The organism is Kushneria pakistanensis, assembly GCF_014652795.1.
GTDB lineage: Bacteria > Pseudomonadota > Gammaproteobacteria > Pseudomonadales > Halomonadaceae > Kushneria > Kushneria pakistanensis.
On sequence record NZ_BMZM01000001.1, the window covers coordinates 404507 to 425139 of the forward strand.

The window sequence follows — 20633 nt, forward strand, 5'->3', positions numbered from 1 at the left end:
CCGGATCATGAGTCATTTATTGAGGAGCGGTTTTTCATGCGTTTGATCCTGTTGGGAGCCCCTGGTGCGGGTAAGGGGACGCAGGCCCGATTCATCTGTGAACGCTTCGATATCGTCCAGATTTCGACCGGCGATATGCTGCGGGCGGCTGTCAAGGAAGGCAATGAACTGGGCCTGAGGGTCAAGGAGATCATGTCTGCCGGTAAACTCGTCTCCGATGATCTGATCATCGAGCTGGTCAGGGAGCGTATCGCGCAGCCTGATTGCGCCAACGGCTTCCTGTTTGACGGCTTCCCCCGCACGATCGTGCAGGCCGATGCGTTAAAGGAGGCCGGAATCGATCTGGACCACGTGCTTGAAATTCATGTGGCTGATGAAGAGATCATCAACCGGCTCTCCGGGCGCCGCGTTCACCCGGGCTCAGGCCGTGTCTATCATGTCGACAACCATCCGCCGAAGCAGGCCGGCATTGATGACGAGACCGGCGAGGAGCTGATTCAGCGTGAAGATGACCGCGAGGAAACCGTGCGCCATCGTCTGGAGGTCTATCATGATCAGACCGAGCCGTTGATTGCCTACTATCAGCAGTGGCAGCAGCAGGCACCGCAACAGGCACCGGCCTTTCATCGGATAGAGGGCGTGGGTGGTGTCGAGGATATTCGCGCCCGAGTGATTGAAGCGCTTTCTTCCTGACATCATGTCATGGCCCATAAAAACCGCGTGCCTTGGGGCATGCGGTTTTTTTATGTCCGAATTTTCCTTTCCAATTGTGCAGTTACGCCCTTATTTGACGTACTTCACGGAATGGTTGGGCGGGCATGGTGTCTCTTTCATGGCAGTGTCATGATGCGCTGCTTCCATGGCCTGGGCTCATGTGGGGCGCCATGGTTGCCTTTTAAACGCAGGTTCTAAAGCGTTTTGGACGGGCGTTGCAATACCTACGTATAATGCCGCCTCATTTCCGATTCTGACGTAGTGAGACCATGACTAGCCTGCTGGCCCTTGATGCTTCCTCTTCTGCCTGCTCCGTGGCCCTTTGGATGGACGGTAATGTGATCGGCAGGGTAGAGCATGCCCCGCGTGGTCATACCCGTCGTCTGATGCCCATGATTGATGCGCTGCTGGATGAAGCCGGCATTGCCCGTGGCTCGCTGGATGCGATCGCCTATGGTCATGGCCCGGGCTCCTTTACCGGCATTCGTATTGCAGCCGGTGTTGCCCAAGGGATCGCCTACGGCCTGGAGCGCCCGCTGCTGGGTATCTCCACGCTCAGGGCGCTGGCACTGAGTGCCTGGTGCGGTGATGGCGCAGGTCTTGTCATGCCGGCACTGGATGCCCGCCTGGGTGAGCTTTATGTCGCCCTTTATCAGGTAGATCAGGGGCGTCCGGAAGTCTTGATGGCCGATAGTGTCATGGCACCCGAGGCGCTGAAACTGCCGTCGTGTCAGCCCTGGTCGATCACCATGATCGGCAGTGGTGTAAGCCTGAAGGACAGGTTGTCCGACGAGGTTCGGGAATGTGTCGGAGCAACGCTTGAACATCGTGAACCAGAGGCTTGCGACATCGTGCAATTGGCCGCCATGGATTTTGCCTCGGGGCTGATCACCAGCCCCCAGGAAGCCCTTCCCATTTATCTGCGTGATCAGGTTGTTTCCAGCAAGCGTTAAGGATGCTTTTTATGGATTGGTTGCATGTGGTGGTGCTCTCCTTTATTCAGGGGATTTCCGAATTTCTGCCGGTATCATCATCGGCGCACCTGATTTTGCCATCACAGCTGTTTGGCTGGCCTGACCAGGGGCTTGCATTCGATGTTGCTGTCCATGTCGGTACCCTACTGGCTGTCGTGATGGCCTTTCGCAAGGACGTTGTGGCCATCCTGAGTGGGTGGTTTGCCCATGTTTTCAAGCGTCGCTCCAGTGAGGAGGCCCGTATTGGCTGGGCGGTGCTTGCAGCAACCCTGCCGGCCGGCATCATGGGCTTTGTAGCGAATGATCTGATCAGTGACTATGCCCGTTCGGGACTGGTAATCGCGACCTCTACCATTGTCTTTGGCCTGTTGCTGTGGTGGGCGGATGTCAAGGGCGTCAGAAAGCTTGTCATGTCACAGATGACGCTTAAAAGTGCGGTACTGATAGGCCTTGCGCAGGCGCTGGCCCTGATTCCCGGCACTTCCCGTTCGGGTATTACCATTACAGCAGCGCTGCTGCTGGGCTATACCCGCCAGGCGGCGGCACGGTTCTCGTTTCTGATGTCGATTCCGCTGATTCTGGCGGCGGGCACCTTCAAGGGCCTCGAGCTTGCCCAGACCGGCGCTGACGCCCACTGGCTGCCCATACTGGGCGGGGTTGTCCTGTCCTTCATATCGGCGCTGGCCTGTATCAAGCTCTTCCTTGCCGCGCTGGACCGTATCGGCATGCTGCCCTTTGTCATCTATCGCATGATCCTGGGCGTGTTCCTGTTCATCTTTCTGGCATGACATTTCCCCACGCTGTTACCCGTCCCGTAGTACTGGGGAATGACGCACGAAGCCATGTCCTGGCGGACCAGCTGGGGCTTGATCTGGTGCAGGCACCGGGCAGCGATGACCTGTGGCTGCGTTACGGCGAGCACGGTCTGGAGCTGGGAGGGGACAGGCGTCATTTCGGGGCGCCGATACGGGCTGATCTGGTCGGTGGTGGCGTAGCGCACCGCCGTCAGTTCGGCGGTGGCCGCGGGCAGCTGATCGCCCGTGCCTGTGGTCTGAAGCAGGGCGTATCACCCGAGATCATTGATGCCACGGCAGGGCTTGGGCGCGACAGTGCGGTGCTGGCGTCACTGGGCTCACGCGTATTGATGATCGAGCGCCATCCAGTGGTGGCCGCGCTGCTGTCCGATGCGCTGATGCGGGCGGGTGCGATCGATGAATTAAAGGCGCTGACACAGCGCCTTCAGTTCGCCCATGGTGACAGCAGCCAGACGTTGGCAGCGCTGGTCGAGGGATCGGATATTGCCCCTCAGGTCATCCATCTGGACCCCATGTATCCGCATCAGGACAAGTCCGCGCTGGTAAAAAAGGAGATGCGCCTTTTTCGCCGGCTGGTCGGAGATGATGCAGACGCTCCGCAACTGCTGGTCCAGGCACTTGATATCGCCACTCACCGGGTTGTGGTCAAGCGACCCAAAGGAGCGCCCCCGATCGAGGGGCCGTCACCCAGTCATGAGCTGGTGTCCAAAAACAGCCGCTACGATCTGTATGTCCATCGCTCGTTGAAGCCTTCACGCTGAGGCTTCGGTGTGCGGCCGGCCTGCGGTCAATTCCGTCAGACGATGCAGCAGCGTCGGATCAAACAGCATGCGGCTTTTCATCAGGGCGTCCGGCAGTCGGGTATCGAAGTTGAGCCGCTCCTGTGACTGCCAGAGCCAGCCATCGCGCTCCAGGGTGTCCAGTAGGCCGGCAAACAGGCGACGATCAAAGAACTCCGGTGCATTGAGTCCCTGAAGACGTGTCAGTCGCTCCGCCAGTAGCTGGCTCTGGGCTTCGAGCATTTCCCGGCTGATGGTGCCGTTGGGGTAGTGCATCAGCGTCGAGAAAAGGATAAAGCCGCGCTCAAGCGTTGGCTGAATGGCACGGCCCAGCAGATAGAGGCGTTCACGGGCCTCATCACCTGTACCGGGTCGCTGCCAGTTGTCGTCATGTTGTGTCAAAAGCCCCTGTGCCACGAACACGTCCAGTACATTTCGCAGGCGCTCGGCGAAGTCCTGCGTATCATCCTCGATAAAGAATTCCTGCTGCAGGGCCGGCCAGATGGGGGCCAGCAGGCTTTCGAGCGTTGCAAAATCAAGGCGCGTATTGTTGCGAAAGGCAAAGGCCACCAGCGCATGAAGGGCAAAAAGATGCAGGACGTTGTTGCGATACCAGGTCAACAACGGCGCGCGTTCGTCACTGACCGTGATCAGATCGCCCAGCGAATGTTCGATACGGCTGACCATGCCCAGATACTCACTGCGCGCAATCCATTCCTGTGGCCCCTGGGCAGGCAGACGAACGCGCTTGCCGCCCGGCAGTTGGTCCTGCAGGGCATAGAGCGTTTTAAGCTGTCGCATGAGCAGGTCAATTTCGATGGTGCGATGCGGCGTGGCCAGAATCGTCAGGGCGACCATCGAAATGGGCGTCAGCGCTGCGGCGTGATTGATGCGCGTGGCGATTTCAAGGCTCAGATCCGGGACCGCCTCGCGCAGCCAGTCGGCGTCGGTGCCGTTCCCTTGCGAGCGCCAGTCAGGGAAGCGCTGGTCCAGATAGTCGCCCAGCACCAGCGGCTCGCCCACGCTGACCTGAACACGGCCGAAGGGCTGGCGCAGGTGGCGCAGCACGCGTAACAGCCCCAGCGGGGTCTCCTTGCGCTTCTCGCCCGTGCGCAGTTCACGAATATAGGCATTGGACTCGAGGACCTTTTCATAGCCGATATAGATCGGCACGAAAGCCATCTCGCGGTTTGGGACACGAGCATGAGAGCGCAGCGTCATCGACAGCATGCCGGGGCGCGGTGCGAGCATGCGACCGGTGCGCGAGCGCCCGCCTTCAATGAAATATTCGACCGGATGGCCCTGAGATAGCAGCTGATGCAGGTACTCGTTGAAAACAGCGCCGTAAAGTCGATTGCCTTTAAAACTGCGACGCATGAAAAAGGCGCCGGCACGTCGCAGCAGCGGGCCGATCAGAGGCATGTCAAGATTGCGCCCGGCAGCAATGTGCGGTGGCATCAGCCCCTGTTGATAGAGAACGTAGGAAAGCAGCAGATAGTCAATATGGCTGCGATGGCAGGGCACATAGACCAGCTCGTGGGTGCCTGCCAGCGCTTCGACATCCTCGATGCCATGCACATCGACGCCATCGTAGAGCCGGTTCCACAGCCGCCCCAGCGCCTGATAGAGAAAGCGCAGCACCGGGGCTGACATGTTGGCGGCAATTTCAAAGCCGTAGCGCTCTGCCCGCGACAGGGCGCGGTCATCGGATTCACCGCGCTCCAGGGCGCTCTGGTGTGCGGCGGCGCGCACGGCGGGCTGGCGCAACACACGCCTGATAAGCGTGCGGCGATGAGAAAGATCCGGCCCGATCGCCTGAAGTCGTACGCGTCGAAAGTAGCGGCGCAGAAAGCGGGTAATCCGGGTGCGATTGAACTGCTGATCAACATCGCCATGCGCCATGAGCGTGCGCAGCGATACCGGCTCTCCCAGACGAATCTCGAGCGAGCGGCCATTGATGATCATGCCGGCCAGACGCTGCAGCCGGCCCACCAGCGACCAGCCATCGGCGGTCAGCAGATGGCGAAGGCCCACGTGCTCGCGCTGCGGGGCACGCCCCCAGAACAGCGTGACCGGGATGAGTGCAACATCGCTGTCAGGATGTTGCTCGAGCGCATTGATCAGGTGATCAAGCGAGGCGGAGCGATCTACATGACCGCGATGGTGGCGGTAATGTGCCGCATCGAAAAGGGCCAGGCGCGCGGGGAAGCGACGGCCGTGAGATAAAAGGATGCTGCCTTCGGGAGAGGGTAATCCGTAGCGCTGGCAGAAGATGGACAGTGCCATGCGATCGGAAAGGGCGGATACCGGTAATATATAGATCACCGGCCGGTCACCCGTATCGACAAGGGCTTGCGGGTGCTCGGGGTCGATGCTGCGAAAGCGCAGCCAGCGACCGAGTAGCCGGCAACCCAGTCGCTGCCAGAATCCTTGCTGGGAGGGCGTTTCAGACATGGCCACGTTTGCTCGCTGAATCGGGAAAGCCGGAGGGTTGTGATGACCTGATATGAAGGTCTGCACCGATCCGATGACATGGCACTATAGTATAGCGCTGGTTGAATCGACATGGCCCAGAGGGCAAGGCAGGGAGAAGTAACATGAGAGAGCAGTGGCATGACGGCAATCATTTTTCCCTGTTGCCGACGGCGGACTGTTTTGTACCTGCCCTGTTTGAGGCTATCGATCAGGCAAAAGAGTCGATTCTCATCGAGCTCTATATTGTCGAGGACGGTGAGATGGGCGAGCGCTTTTTTGCGGCGCTGGCGCGGGCCGTGGCGCGCGGGGTGGACGTGCGGCTTTTGATCGATGCCTGTGGTTCATGGTCGTTGTCTGATGACAGCAAGCAGCGGCTGGTCGATTCAGGCGTTTCCCTGCGTGAATTCAATGTTTTGACACTCAGGCATCTGGGGCGTTTTATCTCGCGCGATCATCGCAAGCTGATCGTCATCGATGGGCACACCGCCTTTACGGGTGGATTCGGCGTTAACGACCAGTTTCTCCGGTCATGGTTTGAAGTGGCCGTGCGCATTACCGGGCCCTGTGTCGATGACTGGGTCAAGCTGTTCAATCGGGTATGGCGCTCACGCAAGACGCAGGACTTTGCTACCGGCGCCCGGCGAAAGGGTAACGCAACCGCGATCCTGCCGAATCCGACGCACAGTGAAGGGCATATGGTTGGGCGTGTGGTCTGGGGGCAGGGGTATCGCTATCAGGCCATACGCCGGTCGTTGCAGCATCAGGTCGGCACCGCTCGTGAACGGATATGGATCTGTACGCCCTATTTTGTCCCCACCCGCACCCTGAGACGACAGCTGCGTCGAGCAGCACGTCGTGGGGTGGATGTCAGGCTGTTGCTGGCCGCTCGCGATCATGATCATCCCAGCGTGCGTTACGCCGGACAGCGCTTTTTTACCCGGCTTTTGCGATCAAACGTGCGCATTTTCGAGTTTCAGCCGCGTTTTATTCATGCCAAGTTCAGCCTGTGTGATGGCTGGTCAAGCATTGGCTCGTGCAACTTCGATCACTGGAGTCTGCAGTGGAATCTGGAGGCCAATCAGGAGATTGATGATCCCGAATTCGCCACCGAGCTCGGGCGTCTCTTTGAGCACTGCTTTGACCAGTGCCATGAGATCAGCGCAGCCCGGTGGGCGTCCCGGTCGCGACGCCAGCGGCTGCGTGAATGGGGCTATGGTGTGATGGATGCTCTGATTACCCGACTGCGCTGAGATCGCGTCTAGCGGCGTTTTCCGGCGTTTCCTCCATTTTTGGATTTGCTCTTGCCAGCGGACCTGCCCTTGGCGCCCTTACTGCCTTTTGAAGGCGCAGGCGTCGGTTTTTCGGCTGGGGCACGCTGTAGCAGATAAAGATCCAGCGTCAGTTCGGCGAGCTGGCCTGCCAGGCGGGTGGCCTCGACCGGCTGTTGCCCAAGCGCTGCCAGCTCGGGGTCTTCTTCATCAAAAAGTCCTGACAGGGTCATGAACGGGAGCAGCAGTTCAGCGGCGGTCTCTTCCTGCGTGCCGAACCAGGCCGCCTCATCAAGGAATACGCCTTCCATGAAGCCGGCACACCACAGGCGTACGGGATGGTCATCGTTGTCTTCTGCACTGTCCTCGAACTCAAGATCAAAGGGCAGATCCGGGACATTGCCGTTTTCAAAAACGTCGACGGCGTTGTCCAGCAGCGCGTCCAGGGCATCAAGCGTCTCCTGACGCTGCTGGTCGTTATCAAATTCGGGTGTCGTATCAAAGATCAGGGCATGGCGCTCATCGCGGTCATGAACCACGGTCGAGATGGCAAGCGCTGTCAAAAGTCCATGAGCGCCAAAAAAATCCAGTGCTTCTTCGCTGACGCGCTCGGAGTCAAAAAAATCGAACAGCGCATCAAGGCGTTCATCGTCCAGCAGCGCTACCGGTTGCGGCGTATCGGCCGTGATATCATTCATTGAGCAGTATCCATGCAGTAAACAGCGCGTTGTGCGGCAGCCAGGCCGCCGGGTTGAGAACCTTCAGTTTATCATTCATGACCGATTTTCCTGCCAGTGACATCAGTGACTTTCCCCCTGGCGATGCCAGCCAGGCACGCCTTGTAGCGCATGTGGAACAGTGCCTGCAGCAGGCCCGTGCTCACTACCCGACGCTGCCTGCGCCCGGCGTCTGGTGCGATCTGCGCGGACGCAGCGCCGGTCAGGCCCATTATGGTCGCGGTGGGTTGCGCTTTAACATGACGCTCTATGCCGAGCAGCCCGAGCCCTTTCTGGCCGAGGTCGTGCCGCATGAAATGGCTCACTGGGTCGTCCATCATGTTTATCCCGGACGCGTTCGCCCGCACGGCGTGCAGTGGCAGCAGGTCATGATCGACATATTTGATCGTGCGCCCCGCGTCACTCATCGTTTTGATACCACGCGTGCCAGTCCTGCACCTTACCGCTATGCCTGTGGCTGTCGTGTCCATCACTTTACCCGTCGGCGCTATCTCAACGAGCGCCGCGGCAGTCAATATCGCTGTCGTCACTGTGGCGAGAGGCTGCATCTTGACGCTGTCTCCTGAAGGCGCTTTCAACAGCGCAGCGACCGGCCAGGAGGCAACGTGATATTGGTCGAACAGTGACCATGGTCTAATGGTCAGTCTGCCCCCGCCTGACGCTAATCTAAGGGTCACACTATCCAGGATGGGTAACCGTGACCCATCAGATCAAGGAGATGCGACATGAGCCAGACTGCCCATGCCATGGCAGGTGCCGCACCAGGCCTGCGTGGCCCGATAAGCGAGCAGGACTATCGTGAGCGCTATCGTTATTCGATCGAATCTCCTGAAGCCTTCTGGCGTGAAGAGATGCAGCGTCTTGACTGGATGCGCACGCCCGAAAAGATCATCAATGGCCATTTTGGCGAGAATCACTCCCGCATCCGCTGGTTCGAGGACGGCGTACTCAACGCCTCGGTCAACTGTCTGGACCGTCATCTTGAAAGCCGCGGCGACAAGCCGGCCATCATCTGGGAAGGTGATAACGCTGATCACCAGCGTGTGATTACCTACCGTGAACTGCACGAAAAAACGGGGCAGTTTGCCAACATGCTCAAGACCCTTGGGGTCAAGCGTGGTGATACTGTCACACTGTACATGCCCATGATTCCTGAAGCTGCCATGGCCATGCTGGCCTGTGCACGCATTGGCGCCGTGCATTCCGTGGTATTTGGCGGCTTTTCACCCGAGGCGCTGGCCGGACGGATATCGGATTGCACGTCACGCGTGGTCATTACGGCAGATATTTCACGTCGCGGTGGAAAGCAGGTCCCACTCAAGAAAAACGTTGATGAGGCGCTGGCCATCAAGGGCACCGAGTGCGTTGAGCATGTGCTGGTTGTTCCCTGTGGCGATGCACCCATCGACTGGCAGTCACGCGATATTGATGCCTGCGCGATGATGAAGGAGCAGTCTGCTCAGTGTGCGCCGGAAGAAATGAATGCCGAGGATCCGCTGTTCATTCTCTATACCTCGGGCTCTACCGGTACGCCCAAGGGGCTGATGCATACCACGGGTGGCTATCTGCTTTATGCTGCCATGACCCATCAGCAGATCTTTGATCTGCGTGAAGATGATGTCTACTGGTGTGCCGCCGATGTGGGCTGGGTCACCGGCCACTCCTATGTGGTTTACGGGCCGCTGGCCAACGGTGCCACAACGGTCATGTTCGAAGGTGTGCCCAGCTATCCGGATTATGGCCGTGTGGGTGAGGTCATCGACCGGCACAATATTACGATCTTCTATACCTCACCTACCGCCATCCGCGCCATGATGGGGCGTGGTGACCATGTCATGGACAGCAGCCGCCGTGATTCACTGCGCCTGATCGGTACGGTGGGTGAGCCCATCAATCCGCAGGCCTGGCATTTCAGCCACCAGATTATCGGAAACGGCCGCTGCCCGATCATGGATACCTGGTGGCAGACCGAAACCGGTGGCCACATGATGGCGCCACTGACCGACGTCGACAAGGTCAAGCCCGGCGCTGCCATGCGCCCCTTCTTTGGCATTCGCCCGGCGCTGATGGACGCTGAAGGCAAGCGCATTGAAGGCGAAGGAGAAGGTGAGGGCAGCCTGGTGATCGAAGGCAGCTGGCCGGGTCAGGCGCGCACCATCTGGGGTAATCACGAGCGTTTTGAAGAAACCTATTTCAGCATGCATCCCGGCGCCTACTTCACGGGTGATGGGGCACATCGTGATGCCGACGGCGATTACTGGATTACCGGTCGCATCGATGATGTGCTCAATGTGTCCGGCCATCGAATGGGAACGGCCGAGATCGAGTCAGCGCTGGTGGCACATCCGGCCGTGGCCGAAGCCGCTATTGTCGGCTTTCCGCACGACATGAAGGGGCAGGGGATCTACGCCTATATCACCCTGATGCAGGACGCAGAGCCCAGTGAGGAATTGGCCCGGGAACTCAATGACGTGGTCCGTCGGGATATCGGGGCGATTGCAAAGCTTGATGCCATTCAGTGGGCGCCCGGTCTGCCCAAGACCCGTTCGGGCAAGATCATGCGCCGCATTCTTCGCAAGATTGCTGCCAATGAGGTCGATGGTCTGGGAGATATCAGCACACTGTCCGACCCCGAGGTTGTGGAAGCCCTGATCAGGGATCGTATTCAGCACTAGCAAGTATGCTCATCTGCGCCTGAATCACGACAAGCGCGTCACGTTGTCGCATAATGAACGTTAGCGCCGGGAAACCGGCGTTAACGTTTTATTTTGGAAATAAAAAAATCATGGGGTAACATGCTGACATTGCTGGTTACATGATCGGCAGGTGGCATGATGACGCTCGGCCTTGCACTGCTGATGACGTGGCTGACCGCGTTTTGACCGGGACTGGGCCGTCCTGAATGATACGGGGAATCCTGGAGGAAACTGCATGGCCTTTGCCCAGAAGTTTATCGTGGCAGACGATCACCCCTTGTTTCGTGCGGCACTGACGCAGTCATTGCGTCAGGTAGCAGCCAATGCCGAGATCGTTGAAGCCGACACCATGGAAGCCACCATCGAGGTCGTTACGCGTCACCCTGATGCTGACCTGATTCTTCTGGATCTGCGTATGCCCGGTGCACACGGTTTTTCAGGCCTGATTCAGCTGCGCGGCCAGATGCCTGACATCCCTGTCGCCGTGATTTCCGGCAGTGAAGAGCCGCAGGTGGTGCGTCGTTCTCTTGATTACGGTGCGTCGGGGTTTATTCCCAAGTCGGCCTCGCTCGATACCATTGCCGGTGGCATCAGCGCCATTCTGGATGGCGAGGTATGGTTGCCGCCTGAAATGGCTGATTATCTGGGAGACGGCGACGAGGAAGAAGCCAAATTTGCCGCCGCCATCGCCTCATTGACGCCGCAGCAGTTTCGCGTGCTCAATATGTTGACCGAAGGGCTTTTGAACAAGCAGATTGCCTATGACCTCAATGTCTCCGAGGCTACTATCAAGGCGCATGTGACCGCCATTCTGCGCAAGCTTGGGGTGCACTCGCGCACCCAGGCCGTGATTGCTGCCCAGAAGCTTGAAGTGGAGCCTTCCCGCGTCGAGAACTAAAGCTGGTTCAGACCTGAAAAAATCCCGGCATGCACCGGGATTTTTTGTGTCTGACGATTTTTCGTGCCTGATGGTTTTTTATATCTGGTGGCTCTTATACCTGCTGACAAGGGTCAGTTCAGACGTCGATGGGCCTGAAGGGTTCGGGTCAAAAGTGCCCGCAGCGCCGCCGGTCGTACCGGCTTGTTAAGCATGTGATAGCCCGCGCGGCGGATCAGATCCGCAACCTCTTCGGTACGATCGGCCGTGATCACGATGCCGGGCACGTCACCGGTAAAGCGTTCTGCCAGCGATTCCAGCGCCATCAATCCGGTAATTTCATTATCAAGATGATAGTCGGCCAGAATGATGTCCGGCTCGCCTGTCATATTGCGTACGACCGAGCGGGCGCCGCCGATCGAGGTGGCCGTAAAGACCTCGCACTCCCAGCCTTCCAGCATCGCTTTCATGCCTTCAAGCGTCATGGTCTCGTTGTCGATACAGATCACCCGTGCGCCGCGAATGCGGTTGCCGGCGCTCTTGTGCGCTGCCTGTGTTTCCTGACGGGTAAGCACCGTTCCCTTCTTGAGGGGCACGCCGAGCGCAAAGACCGTGCCATGACCTTCCCGTGAGCGAATGGTGATGGGGTGATCCAGCACCCGGGCCATGCGATCGGCAATCGACAGCCCCAGTCCCAGCCCCTTTTCGCTTTCACGGTGACGTGATTTCTGATCAAGCCGACGAAATTCCTGAAAGATCTCGGACTGGCGTGCCTCGGGAATCCCGGGCCCGGTATCCCAGACCTCGATCAACAGACGATCGCCCCGACGGCGGCAGCCCAGCAGGACGCGTCCGTGCTGGGTATAACGCAGCGCGTTGGACAGAAAGTTCTGGATGATGCGTCTGAGCATTTGCGGATCACTGTCGATGACAGCCTCTGTCTCGACCATGTCCAGATCCAGACCGCGGTCCTGCGCCATGACCGAGAACTCGGCATACAGGGGGCGCAGGATCTCATTGAGCGCAAAAACCTGACGCCGGGGGGTCAGGGCACCGGCATCCAGCTTGGAGATGTCCAGCAGCGTGCCTAGAAGCTCCTCTGCGGCCTGCAGCGAGTTATCGATATGCACCAGGGTGTCGTGATGCTCGCTTTCTTCCAGACGCTGGGTCAGGGCCGAGGTGAACAGGCGGGCGGCATTGAGTGGCTGAAGCAGGTCATGGCTTGCCGCGGCCAGAAAGCGGGTCTTGGAGGCGTTGGCCGTCTCGGCAACCTGCTTGGCCTGGCGCAGTGCCAGCTCGGCTTCCGAGCGGACCCGGTTTTCCTGACGCAGCGCAATATTGACCTCGGACAGCTCCCGGGTGCGCTCGCGCACACGCTCCTCGAGATGTTCATTGGTTTCCTTGAGCGCAATTTCGGCCAGTCGGCGCTCGGTAATATCCTGATAGAGTGCAAAAAAGCCCAGGACGCGGCCGCCTTCCCCAAAGTGGGGCGTGTAGGTGGCCAGCATATAGCGAGTGCCTCCTTCACGGTCGAGCTGGGAAAGCTCCCATGAGACGCGCTCACCGTTAAGTGCCCGCTTCATCCAGGGGGCGCGGGTTTTCCACACACTGGATGACATGACCTCTTCGGCGCGCTTGCCGATGGCCTGGAGACGATCCACTTCCATGGCCGTCTCATAGGCGCGGTTGGTAAAGAGGTAGTGGCAATCGCGATCAAAATAGGCAATCAGTGCCGGCACGTTGTCGGTATAGATGCGAATGTTGTTTTCCGAGCGAATCAGCGCCTCTTCGGTGCGCTTTTGATCGGTCACATCCTGGTAGGTGTAGACAAAGCCACCCCCCACCATGGGATTGCCGTGAATGTCGAGCACACTGTCATCCTGGCGGTAGCGCTGATAGTGATGCGCCTGACCGCTGCGGATGTTGTCCATCAAAAGGCGGACATGTTCACGGGGATCTCCCGGGCCATATTCACCGTGTTCGGCGTTGTATAAAAAAATACGCTCGATGGGTTCACCGACATGGATCAGGTTGTCGGGAAAGCGGAACAGCTCCAGATAACGCTGGTTCCAGACCACAATGCGCAGCTTGTGATCCACCACCATGACGCCCTGGTTGATGTTCTCGATGGTGGCCTGCAGAAGGGATCGATTGAACTCAAGTACCTGTGAGGCTTCATCCACGATGGAGACCACATCGGAGATGGACACATCACGCCCGGAAAGGGCCGAATTCACGACGATGCGTGCCGATGAGGCGCCAATGGCAGACGCCAGCAGGCGTTCGGTAAACCCGATCAGATCGATCGATGCACGCATGCCCGGGTCCAGACGCTGCTGATGGCGCCAGCCATAGTCGCTGAAGGCGCGCTCTACCTGATCCTCGTTGAGAAAGCGCCGGGACAGGGCCTTGAGATCGCCCACCGAAGTGGTCCCCCCCCATGGGCGGTTGATCAGGGTCTGATGAGACGCCACGCTATCCACGAACAGCGATGCCTGAATCCGCTCAACCACGCGCTGGCGTGTCACCTGAGAGAAAAAGATATAGCAGAAAAGGTTCACGCCCAGGGACAGGAGTACTCCCTGGGTAATGGAGTCGTTCAGCGACAGTCCCAGCAGGTTGGAGGGGCTGAGCAGCTCAATCCCCATCGGCCCTGCTTCGATGGGAAAGGAAAACAGGCCTGCGCGCACCAGTGTCGGCAGCAGCAGGCTATAGCCCCAGATCAGAAAGCCCAGCAGCAGGCCCAGGCTAACACCAAGACGATTGCCACGCTTCCAGTACAGCCCGCCAATCAGCGCCGGTGCCAGCTGGGCCAGCGCGGCCAGCGACAGTACCCCAAGACTTGCCAGCGAGCTTGAAGGGGCGGTGAGCTTGTAAAAGCCGTACGCCAGCGTCAGGGTCAGCACGATGATCAGGCGGCGAATGCGCAGAACCCAGCGGGCATAGTCGCCGTGGCGTGCGTCAAACCCCTTGAAGCGCAGCAGCAGAGGAATGACGACCTCATTGGAAATCATGATCGACAGGGTTACGGCAGCCATGATGACCATGCCGCTGGCGGCTGCAAAGCCACCAATGAACGTGACCATGACAAGCCATGGCTGATCAAGGACCATGGCCAGATGCAATACCCAGGTATCCGGGTCAAGGCCCAGACCTTCAAACAGCGTCAGCGCAGCCACGGCCAGTGGCAGCACGAAAAAACCGGCAGCGAGCAGGTAGAGCGGAAAAAGCCAGCGGGCGCGGGCCGTGTCATCGGTGCTGGTGTTTTCGACCACGGTGACGTGAAACTGCCTTGGAATGCAGAACACGGCTAGCATGGCCAGCAGTGTCTGGGTCCAGAAGCCCTGACCAAAACTGGCACTGCTGAAATGACTGCCGGCGGAAAGGTCCTTCACGGCGCGGCTGGAAAGCTCGCTGAGCCCGTCAAACATTCCCCAGGTGATCAGGGCACCCAGCAGCACGAAGGCGCCCAGCTTGACCACGGATTCAAAGGCAATGGCCTGAATCAGCCCTTCGTGATGTTCGGTGGCATCGGTATGGCGTGTACCAAACAGGATGGCAAAAAGCGCCATGAGGGCGGCGACATAAAATGCTGTATCCCCGAGGATCGGCGAGCGCACAATATCGTTGTTGGCTGTCAGGACCGTAAAGCTTGCCGCCATGGCCTTGAGCTGCAGGGCCAGATAGGGGAGGGTGCCCAGCAGGGCTACCATGCTTGCCAGCGCCGCCAGTGCCTGGGTCTTGCCGTAGCGAGAGGCGATAAAATCGGCGATCGAGGTGATATTTTGTCGCTTGGCAACCCGAATCATCTTGGTCAGGATCGGCCAGAACAGCAGGAAGGCGAGAATGGGGCCCAGAAAAACGCTGAGATACTGAAGACCCGAATCGGCCACCTGGCCCACGCTGCCGTAGAAGGTCCAGGAGGTGCAGTAGACGGCCAGCGCCAGACTGTAGACCAGCGGGCGGCGTTTGGCTGGCCCCAGTCGCCGCGCCCGCCGATCGCCCCGCCAGGCAATGCCAAAGAGTGTGGCGATGTATAAAAGCGAGATGGTGAGCAGTAACCAGCCCTGAAACATCGTGGAAATCCTTGCCTGACCAACGTAATGGCTGCTCTGTGATGACAGCCTCGACAATATCGATAACGCTCTGGCACATGCCAGGCGTTATCACCCCTTCAAGCCCTGCGCGACATACCAGATCTTCGCCTGCGCTTTACGGCGATGATAAAGTAGCGCCAATGTCGCATTAATCTGAAGTCATCTCCATGCAAGAACTTGATCAGTCCGTGAATACCCGTCAGAAGCGGGAATTCGACAAGCTTCAAAAACGCCTTCGCCGCCATGTGGGCAACGCCATTATCGACTACGCCATGATCAATGAAGGCGACAGGGTGATGGTGTGCCTTTCCGGTGGCAAGGACTCCTATACCATGCTCGAGATCCTGCGCAATCTTCAGCGCAACGCACCAGTGAACTTTGAGCTGGTGGCCGTCAACATGGATCAAAAGCAGCCCGGCTTTCCCGAGCACGTGCTGCCGGAGTATCTGGCGGAGCAGGGGGTCGAATATCACATTGTGGAACGTGATACCTATTCGATCGTCAAGGAGAAGGTACCCGAGGGCAAGACGACCTGTGGGCTGTGCTCACGGCTGCGCCGCGGCACGCTTTATGGCTTTGCCGAAGAAATTGGTGCCAACAAGATCGCGCTGGGCCACCACCGTGATGACATGCTCGAGACGCTTTTTCTCAACATGTTCTTTGGCGGCTCGCTCAAGTCGATGCCGCCCAAGCTGCTTTCCGATGATGGCAAAAACATCGTGATTCGTCCGATGGCCTACTGCTCGGAAGCCGATATTGCCCGTTTTGCCGAGGCCATGGCCTTTCCCATCATTCCGTGCAACCTGTGCGGTAGTCAGGAAAACCTGCAGCGCCAGGTCGTCAAGGAAATGCTGGCAGACTGGGAGCGCAAGCATCCGGGGCGTGTCGATACCATGTTCAAGGCCCTGACCAATGTGGCGCCTTCGCAGCTGGCGGATCGTGACCTGTTCGACTTTCATGGGCTTGAAGAGAAGCAGCGCCTGATGAAGCGTGATCGTATCGATACGGTCAATCTGATGGCACATGACGCCGGCACGCCGTTGTCATGAATTTCACCTTATTGCTCAGGAAGTGTTTGACTTTCCAGCAATGATCGGTAGAATGCAGCGCCACATGACCCGGGTGGTTAGCTCAGTTGGAAGAGCACCAGCCTTACAAGCTGGGGGTCACTGGTTCGAGCCCAGTACCACCCACCATCATTATTGATAAGGTCATGTTGCTGTAATCAGGGTTGCGGACCGGTAGTTCAGTTGGTTAGAATGCCGGCCTGTCACGCCGGAGGTCGCGGGTTCAAGTCCCGTCCGGTCCGCCATTTTCCTGGCATCAGTGATATTTCGATACAAGTGGACTGGTAGTTCAGTTGGTTAGAATGCCGGCCTGTCACGCCGGAGGTCGCGGGTTCAAGTCCCGTCCAGTCCGCCATCGAAATCGTTGTGTTGTATTGCCGGGTGGTTAGCTCAGTTGGAAGAGCACCAGCCTTACAAGCTGGGGGTCACTGGTTCGAGCCCAGTACCACCCACCATCATCCTCTCGGGATGATATAATGTTGCAAGCGTATGCGGACTGGTAGTTCAGTTGGTTAGAATGCCGGCCTGTCACGCCGGAGGTCGCGGGTTCAAGTCCCGTCCAGTCCGCCATTTGCTTGAAACATTCGTTGTACTCCTCCCGCAGTATCCTCTCCTGATGTACCAAATACTCTTTCTGCATATTGATCGGCTCTAACCAGGCTTCATTCCGTATACCATGACCTTATGCTGTCGTTGGTCCCGGTTTACAGGATACCCGCTTGCCAGCCTTCTCTGCGCGCTGCATGCTTTATCCGTTATGCCAGTGATCGGGTGATCCTCGATCGGCAAACCGATAATAAGCCGCAGGCTGACCTCAATATGACGACTTCTGGTTTTGGCAATACTGTCGCCAACAGCGATATTTCCATTGCTTCCCCCCGCTTTCTGGCCAGCGACAATACGTCGGGCATTTGCCCCGAGGCCATGCATTATCTGTTGCAGGCCAATGAGCAGGATGATCTGGCCTACGGCAATGATGTCTGGACCGAGCGCGCAGCCAGTCGGTTCAGAACGCTTTTTGAAACGGACTGCGAAATATTTTTTGTCTTCAACGGGACCGCTGCCAACTCATTGGCACTGGCCTCCCTGTGTCAGTCCTATCACGGCGTCATTTGTCATCAGCTGGCCCATATCGAAACCGACGAATGTGGCGGGCCGGAATTCTTTTCCAACGGTTCAAAGCTGCTGCCGGTAGATACCCCCATGGGCAAGCTGACGCCCGAGGGCATTGCACGTGTCGTGACGCGGCGCAACGACATTCACTATCCGCGGCCCAGGGTGGTCTCCATTACCCAGGCTACGGAAGTGGGCACGCTCTACTCACTCGATGAGCTGCAGGCCATTCGCGAGGTGGCCGACCAGCACGATCTCAAGATTCACATGGATGGCGCCCGCTTTGCCAATGCCTGTGCCTCGCTGAATGTGACACCTGCACAAATGACCTGGAAGGCCGGCGTGGATGTGCTTTGCTTTTCAGGCACTAAAAACGGGCTGGCCTTTGGTGAAGCCATCGTCTTTTTCGACCATGAGCTGGCGCGCGATTTCGAGTATCGCTGCAAGCAGGCCGGCCAGCTGGCCTCCAAGATGCGCTTTGTCAGCGCCCCCTGGCTGGGCCTTCTTGAAAACGATACCTGGCTTGTCAATGCGCGCCACGCCAATGCCATGGCACAGCGGCTGGTCGAAGGTATTCATGATATTGAAGGCGTCAATGTCATGTTTCCGGTGCAGGCCAATAGTGTTTTTCTGGAAGTTCCCATCACGGCACAACAGTACTTGCGCGATTGCGGATGGACGTTTTATACCTTCATAGGGGAGGGCGGCGTTCGCTTTGTGTGCAGCTGGAATACTTCAGAAGCATTGATCGATGCGCTGGTGACCGACCTTCGTCAGGCACTGGTACAACGTGACCAACAGTGATATTGATAAGACATCTTTCCTGACATCGGCGCGGCCCTTCCTCATGCCGCGTCTTCTGATTCGATCAACAGTGTCGCCCGGAATGTCTCCGGATTGGCCCAACTGACCATCTTTATTTTAAAGCGTGACAATACCTTCGATGAGTGGGAGTACCGCAGTGGCTGGTTGATTTTTACGGAAATGACGAGCGTGCGCACGGCAGGGCACACCGTCGCAACTCAAGGAGAAGTTCATGAGCATCTTTGATCATGTGCAGCATCGCTTTGAGCGCACCCTGCAGGAAGAAATGAGCCTTCAGGAGTATCTGGAGCTCTGTCGCAACGATCCTGCTGCCTATGCCAGCGCTTCCGAGCGCATGCTCAAGGCCATCGGTGAGCCGGAAGTCATTGATACGGCCAAAAACCCTCGTCTTTCCCGTATTTTCTCCAACAAGCTGATTCGTCGTTATCCCGCCTTTGCCGAATTCCATGGCATGGAAGAGGCCATCGAGCAGATTGTCTCCTATTTCCGCCATGCCTCGCAGGGCTTGGAAGAGCGCAAGCAGATTCTTTATCTGCTCGGGCCGGTCGGGGGCGGGAAGTCCTCGATTGCCGAGCGCCTCAAGGCGCTCATGGAGCAGATTCCCTTTTACGCCATCAAGGACTCGCCGGTTCACGAGTCACCGCTGGGGCTTTTCAGTGCCGAGGAAGACGGCGACACGCTGGAAAGCGAATACAACATTCCCAAACGCTACATGCGCAGCGTCATGTCACCCTGGGCGGCCAAGCGTCTGCGCGAATACGGCGGCGACATTTCCAGATTCCAGGTCGTCAAGGTCTATCCTTCCCGGCTCAATCAGATCGCGATCTCCAAGACCGAGCCGGGCGATGAGAACAATCAGGATATTTCCTCGCTGGTGGGCAAGGTCGATATTCGCAAGCTGGAGCTCTTTTCCCAGGATGACCCGGACGCCTACAGCTTCTCGGGCGGGCTCTGCCGCGCCAATCAGGGGCTGATGGAGTTCGTCGAGATGTTCAAGGCGCCCATCAAGGTGCTGCATCCACTGCTGACCGCCACCCAGGAGGGTAACTACAACCCGACCGAAGGCATGGGCGCCATTCCCTTTGATGGCGTGATTCTGGCGCACTCCAACGAGAGCGAGTGGCAGCAGTTTCGCAATAATCGCAACAATGAGGCCTTCCTGGACCGGGTCTATATCGTCAAGGTGCCTTACTCGCTGCGCGTCTCCGAGGAGATGAAAATCTATGAAAAACTGCTGCAGCACTCCTCGCTGTCACAGGCGCCCTGTGCGCCGGATACCCTGCGGATGCTGGCGCAGTTTTCGGTGCTCTCAAGGCTCAAGGAGCCGGAAAACTCCAGCATCTACTCCAAGATGCGCATCTATGACGGTCAGAATCTGAAGGATACCGACCCCCGCGCCCGCTCGATTCAGGAGTATCGGGACGCCGCCGGCGTGGATGAAGGCATGGAAGGGCTGTCGACCCGTTTTGCCTTCAAGATTCTCTCAAAGGTATTCAATTTCGATTCCAGCGAAGTGGCCGCCAATCCGGTGCATCTGCTGTATGTCCTCGAGCAGCGTCTCGAGCAGGAGCAATTGCCACGTGAAGTGCACGACCGCTACCTGCGCTTTATCAAGGAATATCTGGCCCCGCGCTATGTCGATTTTATCGGCAAGGAGATCCAGACCGCTTATCTGGAATCCTACTCCGAATACGGTCAGAACATTTTTGATCGCTACGTGACCTACGCCGATTTCTGGATTCAGGATCAGGAGTTTCGTGACCCGGAAACAGGAGAGCTGCTCGATCGTCAGGCGCTCAATGAAGAGCTCGAGAAGATCGAAAAGCCGGCCGGTATTTCCAATCCGAAGGATTTCCGTCACGAGGTCGTCAACTTTGTGTTGCGCGCCCGGGCACAAAATGACGGCCTCAACCCCGGTTGGCAGTCCTATGAAAAGCTCAAGGGCGTGATCGAGCACAAGATGTTTGCCAACACCGAAGAGCTTTTGCCGGTCATCTCGTTTAACGCCAAGGCTTCCAACGACGACCGGAGAAAACACGAGGATTTTGTCGATCGCATGGTGGCCCGCGGTTACACCGAAAAGCAGGTGCGCCTGCTCTCGGAGTGGTATCTGCGCGTACGCAAGTCCCAATAAGCGGCTGGCGCCAGTCAGCCGGCGCCCATTCCCACCCTGACAAGGGGCAGCCGGTTCGATCG

At 58.1% G+C, this 20633-nt stretch carries 15 protein-coding genes and 5 tRNA genes; 17 read left to right on the top strand and 3 right to left on the bottom strand.

Annotated features, from left to right (window positions below; all coding sequences use genetic code 11):
- Window positions 1–36: 36 nt before the first annotated feature.
- From adk to IE123_RS01760, 4 genes are all read left to right on the top strand, one after another.
- Window positions 37–693 (top strand): adenylate kinase, encoded by a 657-nt coding sequence (gene adk, locus IE123_RS01745; protein WP_189514489.1) that lies wholly within the window; start codon window positions 37–39, stop codon window positions 691–693.
- 290 nt (window positions 694–983) lie between these two features.
- Complete coding sequence (gene tsaB, locus IE123_RS01750) at window positions 984–1667, top strand: tRNA (adenosine(37)-N6)-threonylcarbamoyltransferase complex dimerization subunit type 1 TsaB (RefSeq protein ID WP_189514491.1); 684 nt, start codon at window positions 984–986, stop codon at window positions 1665–1667.
- A gap of 11 nt (window positions 1668–1678) precedes the next feature.
- A complete protein-coding gene (locus IE123_RS01755) occupies window positions 1679–2476 on the top strand; it encodes an undecaprenyl-diphosphate phosphatase (RefSeq protein WP_189514493.1) in 798 nt (265 codons plus the stop codon).
- Window positions 2473–3264 carry a class I SAM-dependent methyltransferase gene (locus tag IE123_RS01760; RefSeq protein ID WP_189514495.1) on the top strand — a complete coding sequence of 264 codons (792 nt, stop codon included), beginning with the start codon at window positions 2473–2475 and terminating at the stop codon, window positions 3262–3264. Before IE123_RS01755 ends, IE123_RS01760 begins: the two co-directional genes overlap by 4 nt.
- Here IE123_RS01760 and plsB read toward each other — a convergent pair.
- The gene (plsB, locus tag IE123_RS01765) at window positions 3256–5736 is read right to left on the bottom strand and encodes a glycerol-3-phosphate 1-O-acyltransferase PlsB (protein ID WP_189514497.1); all 2481 of its coding nucleotides are present in this window, start codon (window positions 5734–5736) and stop codon (window positions 3256–3258) included. The genes IE123_RS01760 and plsB overlap by 9 nt on opposite strands.
- A gap of 143 nt (window positions 5737–5879) precedes the next feature.
- Here plsB and IE123_RS01770 point away from each other — a divergent pair, with 143 nt between their 5' ends.
- Window positions 5880–7007, top strand: coding sequence for a phospholipase D-like domain-containing protein (locus tag IE123_RS01770; protein ID WP_189514499.1), 1128 nt, complete (start codon window positions 5880–5882; stop codon window positions 7005–7007).
- Between the two features lie 8 nt (window positions 7008–7015).
- On the opposite strand, the gene IE123_RS01775 is transcribed toward IE123_RS01770, so the two are convergent.
- Window positions 7016–7723 carry a YecA/YgfB family protein gene (locus IE123_RS01775; RefSeq protein WP_189514501.1) on the bottom strand — a complete coding sequence of 236 codons (708 nt, stop codon included), beginning with the start codon at window positions 7721–7723 and terminating at the stop codon, window positions 7016–7018.
- A 77-nt stretch (window positions 7724–7800) separates the two neighbouring features.
- Here IE123_RS01775 and IE123_RS01780 point away from each other — a divergent pair, with 77 nt between their 5' ends.
- The 3 genes from IE123_RS01780 (at window position 7801) to IE123_RS01790 (ending at window position 11356) form a co-directional block, all read left to right on the top strand.
- Window positions 7801–8328: a SprT family zinc-dependent metalloprotease gene (locus IE123_RS01780; RefSeq protein ID WP_189514503.1), complete on the top strand. Its 528-nt coding sequence runs from the start codon at window positions 7801–7803 to the stop codon at window positions 8326–8328.
- 180 nt (window positions 8329–8508) lie between these two features.
- Entirely contained in the window at window positions 8509–10437 is a 1929-nt protein-coding gene (gene acs / locus IE123_RS01785; RefSeq protein ID WP_229819616.1) for an acetate--CoA ligase, read from the top strand.
- Window positions 10438–10693: 256 nt separating this feature from the next.
- The gene (locus tag IE123_RS01790) at window positions 10694–11356 is read left to right on the top strand and encodes a response regulator (RefSeq protein WP_189514507.1); all 663 of its coding nucleotides are present in this window, start codon (window positions 10694–10696) and stop codon (window positions 11354–11356) included.
- Window positions 11357–11469: 113 nt separating this feature from the next.
- On the opposite strand, the gene IE123_RS01795 is transcribed toward IE123_RS01790, so the two are convergent.
- Window positions 11470–15411, bottom strand: coding sequence for a hybrid sensor histidine kinase/response regulator (locus IE123_RS01795; RefSeq protein WP_189514509.1), 3942 nt, complete (start codon window positions 15409–15411; stop codon window positions 11470–11472).
- A gap of 188 nt (window positions 15412–15599) precedes the next feature.
- On the opposite strand from IE123_RS01795, the gene ttcA reads away from it, so the two are divergent.
- The 9 genes from ttcA (at window position 15600) to IE123_RS01840 (ending at window position 20571) form a co-directional block, all read left to right on the top strand.
- On the top strand, window positions 15600–16481 hold the full coding sequence (gene ttcA / locus IE123_RS01800; protein ID WP_189514512.1) for a tRNA 2-thiocytidine(32) synthetase TtcA: 882 nt from the start codon (window positions 15600–15602) through the stop codon (window positions 16479–16481).
- Window positions 16482–16552: 71 nt separating this feature from the next.
- Window positions 16553–16628: transfer RNA gene (locus IE123_RS01805), tRNA-Val, on the top strand.
- Between the two features lie 39 nt (window positions 16629–16667).
- Window positions 16668–16744 (top strand) — tRNA-Asp (locus IE123_RS01810).
- Window positions 16745–16777: 33 nt separating this feature from the next.
- Window positions 16778–16854, top strand: a tRNA-Asp gene (locus IE123_RS01815).
- Window positions 16855–16878: 24 nt separating this feature from the next.
- Window positions 16879–16954, top strand: a tRNA-Val gene (locus tag IE123_RS01820).
- Window positions 16955–16992: 38 nt separating this feature from the next.
- Window positions 16993–17069: transfer RNA gene (locus IE123_RS01825), tRNA-Asp, on the top strand.
- Between the two features lie 249 nt (window positions 17070–17318).
- A complete protein-coding gene (locus tag IE123_RS01830; RefSeq protein WP_189514513.1) occupies window positions 17319–18416 on the top strand; it encodes a threonine aldolase family protein in 1098 nt (365 codons plus the stop codon).
- Window positions 18417–18509: 93 nt separating this feature from the next.
- Complete coding sequence (locus IE123_RS01835; RefSeq protein WP_189514515.1) at window positions 18510–18662, top strand: hypothetical protein; 153 nt, start codon at window positions 18510–18512, stop codon at window positions 18660–18662.
- Window positions 18649–20571 carry a PrkA family serine protein kinase gene (locus IE123_RS01840; RefSeq protein ID WP_189514517.1) on the top strand — a complete coding sequence of 641 codons (1923 nt, stop codon included), beginning with the start codon at window positions 18649–18651 and terminating at the stop codon, window positions 20569–20571. The genes IE123_RS01835 and IE123_RS01840 overlap by 14 nt, the downstream gene beginning before the upstream one ends.
- The last annotated feature ends 62 nt before the right edge of the window (window positions 20572–20633 follow it).

What these genes read in the sequence shown, in the direction of transcription:
- IE123_RS01770 (WP_189514499.1), top strand. Translation starts at nt 5,880, where the DNA reads ATGAGAGAGCAGTGGCATGACGGCAATCATTTTTCCCTGTTGCCGACG.
- ttcA (WP_189514512.1), top strand. Translation starts at nt 15,600, where the DNA reads ATGCAAGAACTTGATCAGTCCGTGAATACCCGTCAGAAGCGGGAATTC.
- IE123_RS01760 (WP_189514495.1), top strand. Translation starts at nt 2,473, where the DNA reads ATGACATTTCCCCACGCTGTTACCCGTCCCGTAGTACTGGGGAATGAC.
- plsB (WP_189514497.1), bottom strand. Translation starts at nt 5,736, where the DNA reads ATGTCTGAAACGCCCTCCCAGCAAGGATTCTGGCAGCGACTGGGTTGC.
- IE123_RS01780 (WP_189514503.1), top strand. Translation starts at nt 7,801, where the DNA reads ATGACCGATTTTCCTGCCAGTGACATCAGTGACTTTCCCCCTGGCGAT.
- IE123_RS01755 (WP_189514493.1), top strand. Translation starts at nt 1,679, where the DNA reads ATGGATTGGTTGCATGTGGTGGTGCTCTCCTTTATTCAGGGGATTTCC.
- tsaB (WP_189514491.1), top strand. Translation starts at nt 984, where the DNA reads ATGACTAGCCTGCTGGCCCTTGATGCTTCCTCTTCTGCCTGCTCCGTG.
- IE123_RS01840 (WP_189514517.1), top strand. Translation starts at nt 18,649, where the DNA reads ATGAGCATCTTTGATCATGTGCAGCATCGCTTTGAGCGCACCCTGCAG.
- acs (WP_229819616.1), top strand. Translation starts at nt 8,509, where the DNA reads ATGGCAGGTGCCGCACCAGGCCTGCGTGGCCCGATAAGCGAGCAGGAC.
- IE123_RS01830 (WP_189514513.1), top strand. Translation starts at nt 17,319, where the DNA reads ATGACGACTTCTGGTTTTGGCAATACTGTCGCCAACAGCGATATTTCC.
- IE123_RS01795 (WP_189514509.1), bottom strand. Translation starts at nt 15,411, where the DNA reads ATGTTTCAGGGCTGGTTACTGCTCACCATCTCGCTTTTATACATCGCC.
- IE123_RS01775 (WP_189514501.1), bottom strand. Translation starts at nt 7,723, where the DNA reads ATGAATGATATCACGGCCGATACGCCGCAACCGGTAGCGCTGCTGGAC.
- adk (WP_189514489.1), top strand. Translation starts at nt 37, where the DNA reads ATGCGTTTGATCCTGTTGGGAGCCCCTGGTGCGGGTAAGGGGACGCAG.
- IE123_RS01790 (WP_189514507.1), top strand. Translation starts at nt 10,694, where the DNA reads ATGGCCTTTGCCCAGAAGTTTATCGTGGCAGACGATCACCCCTTGTTT.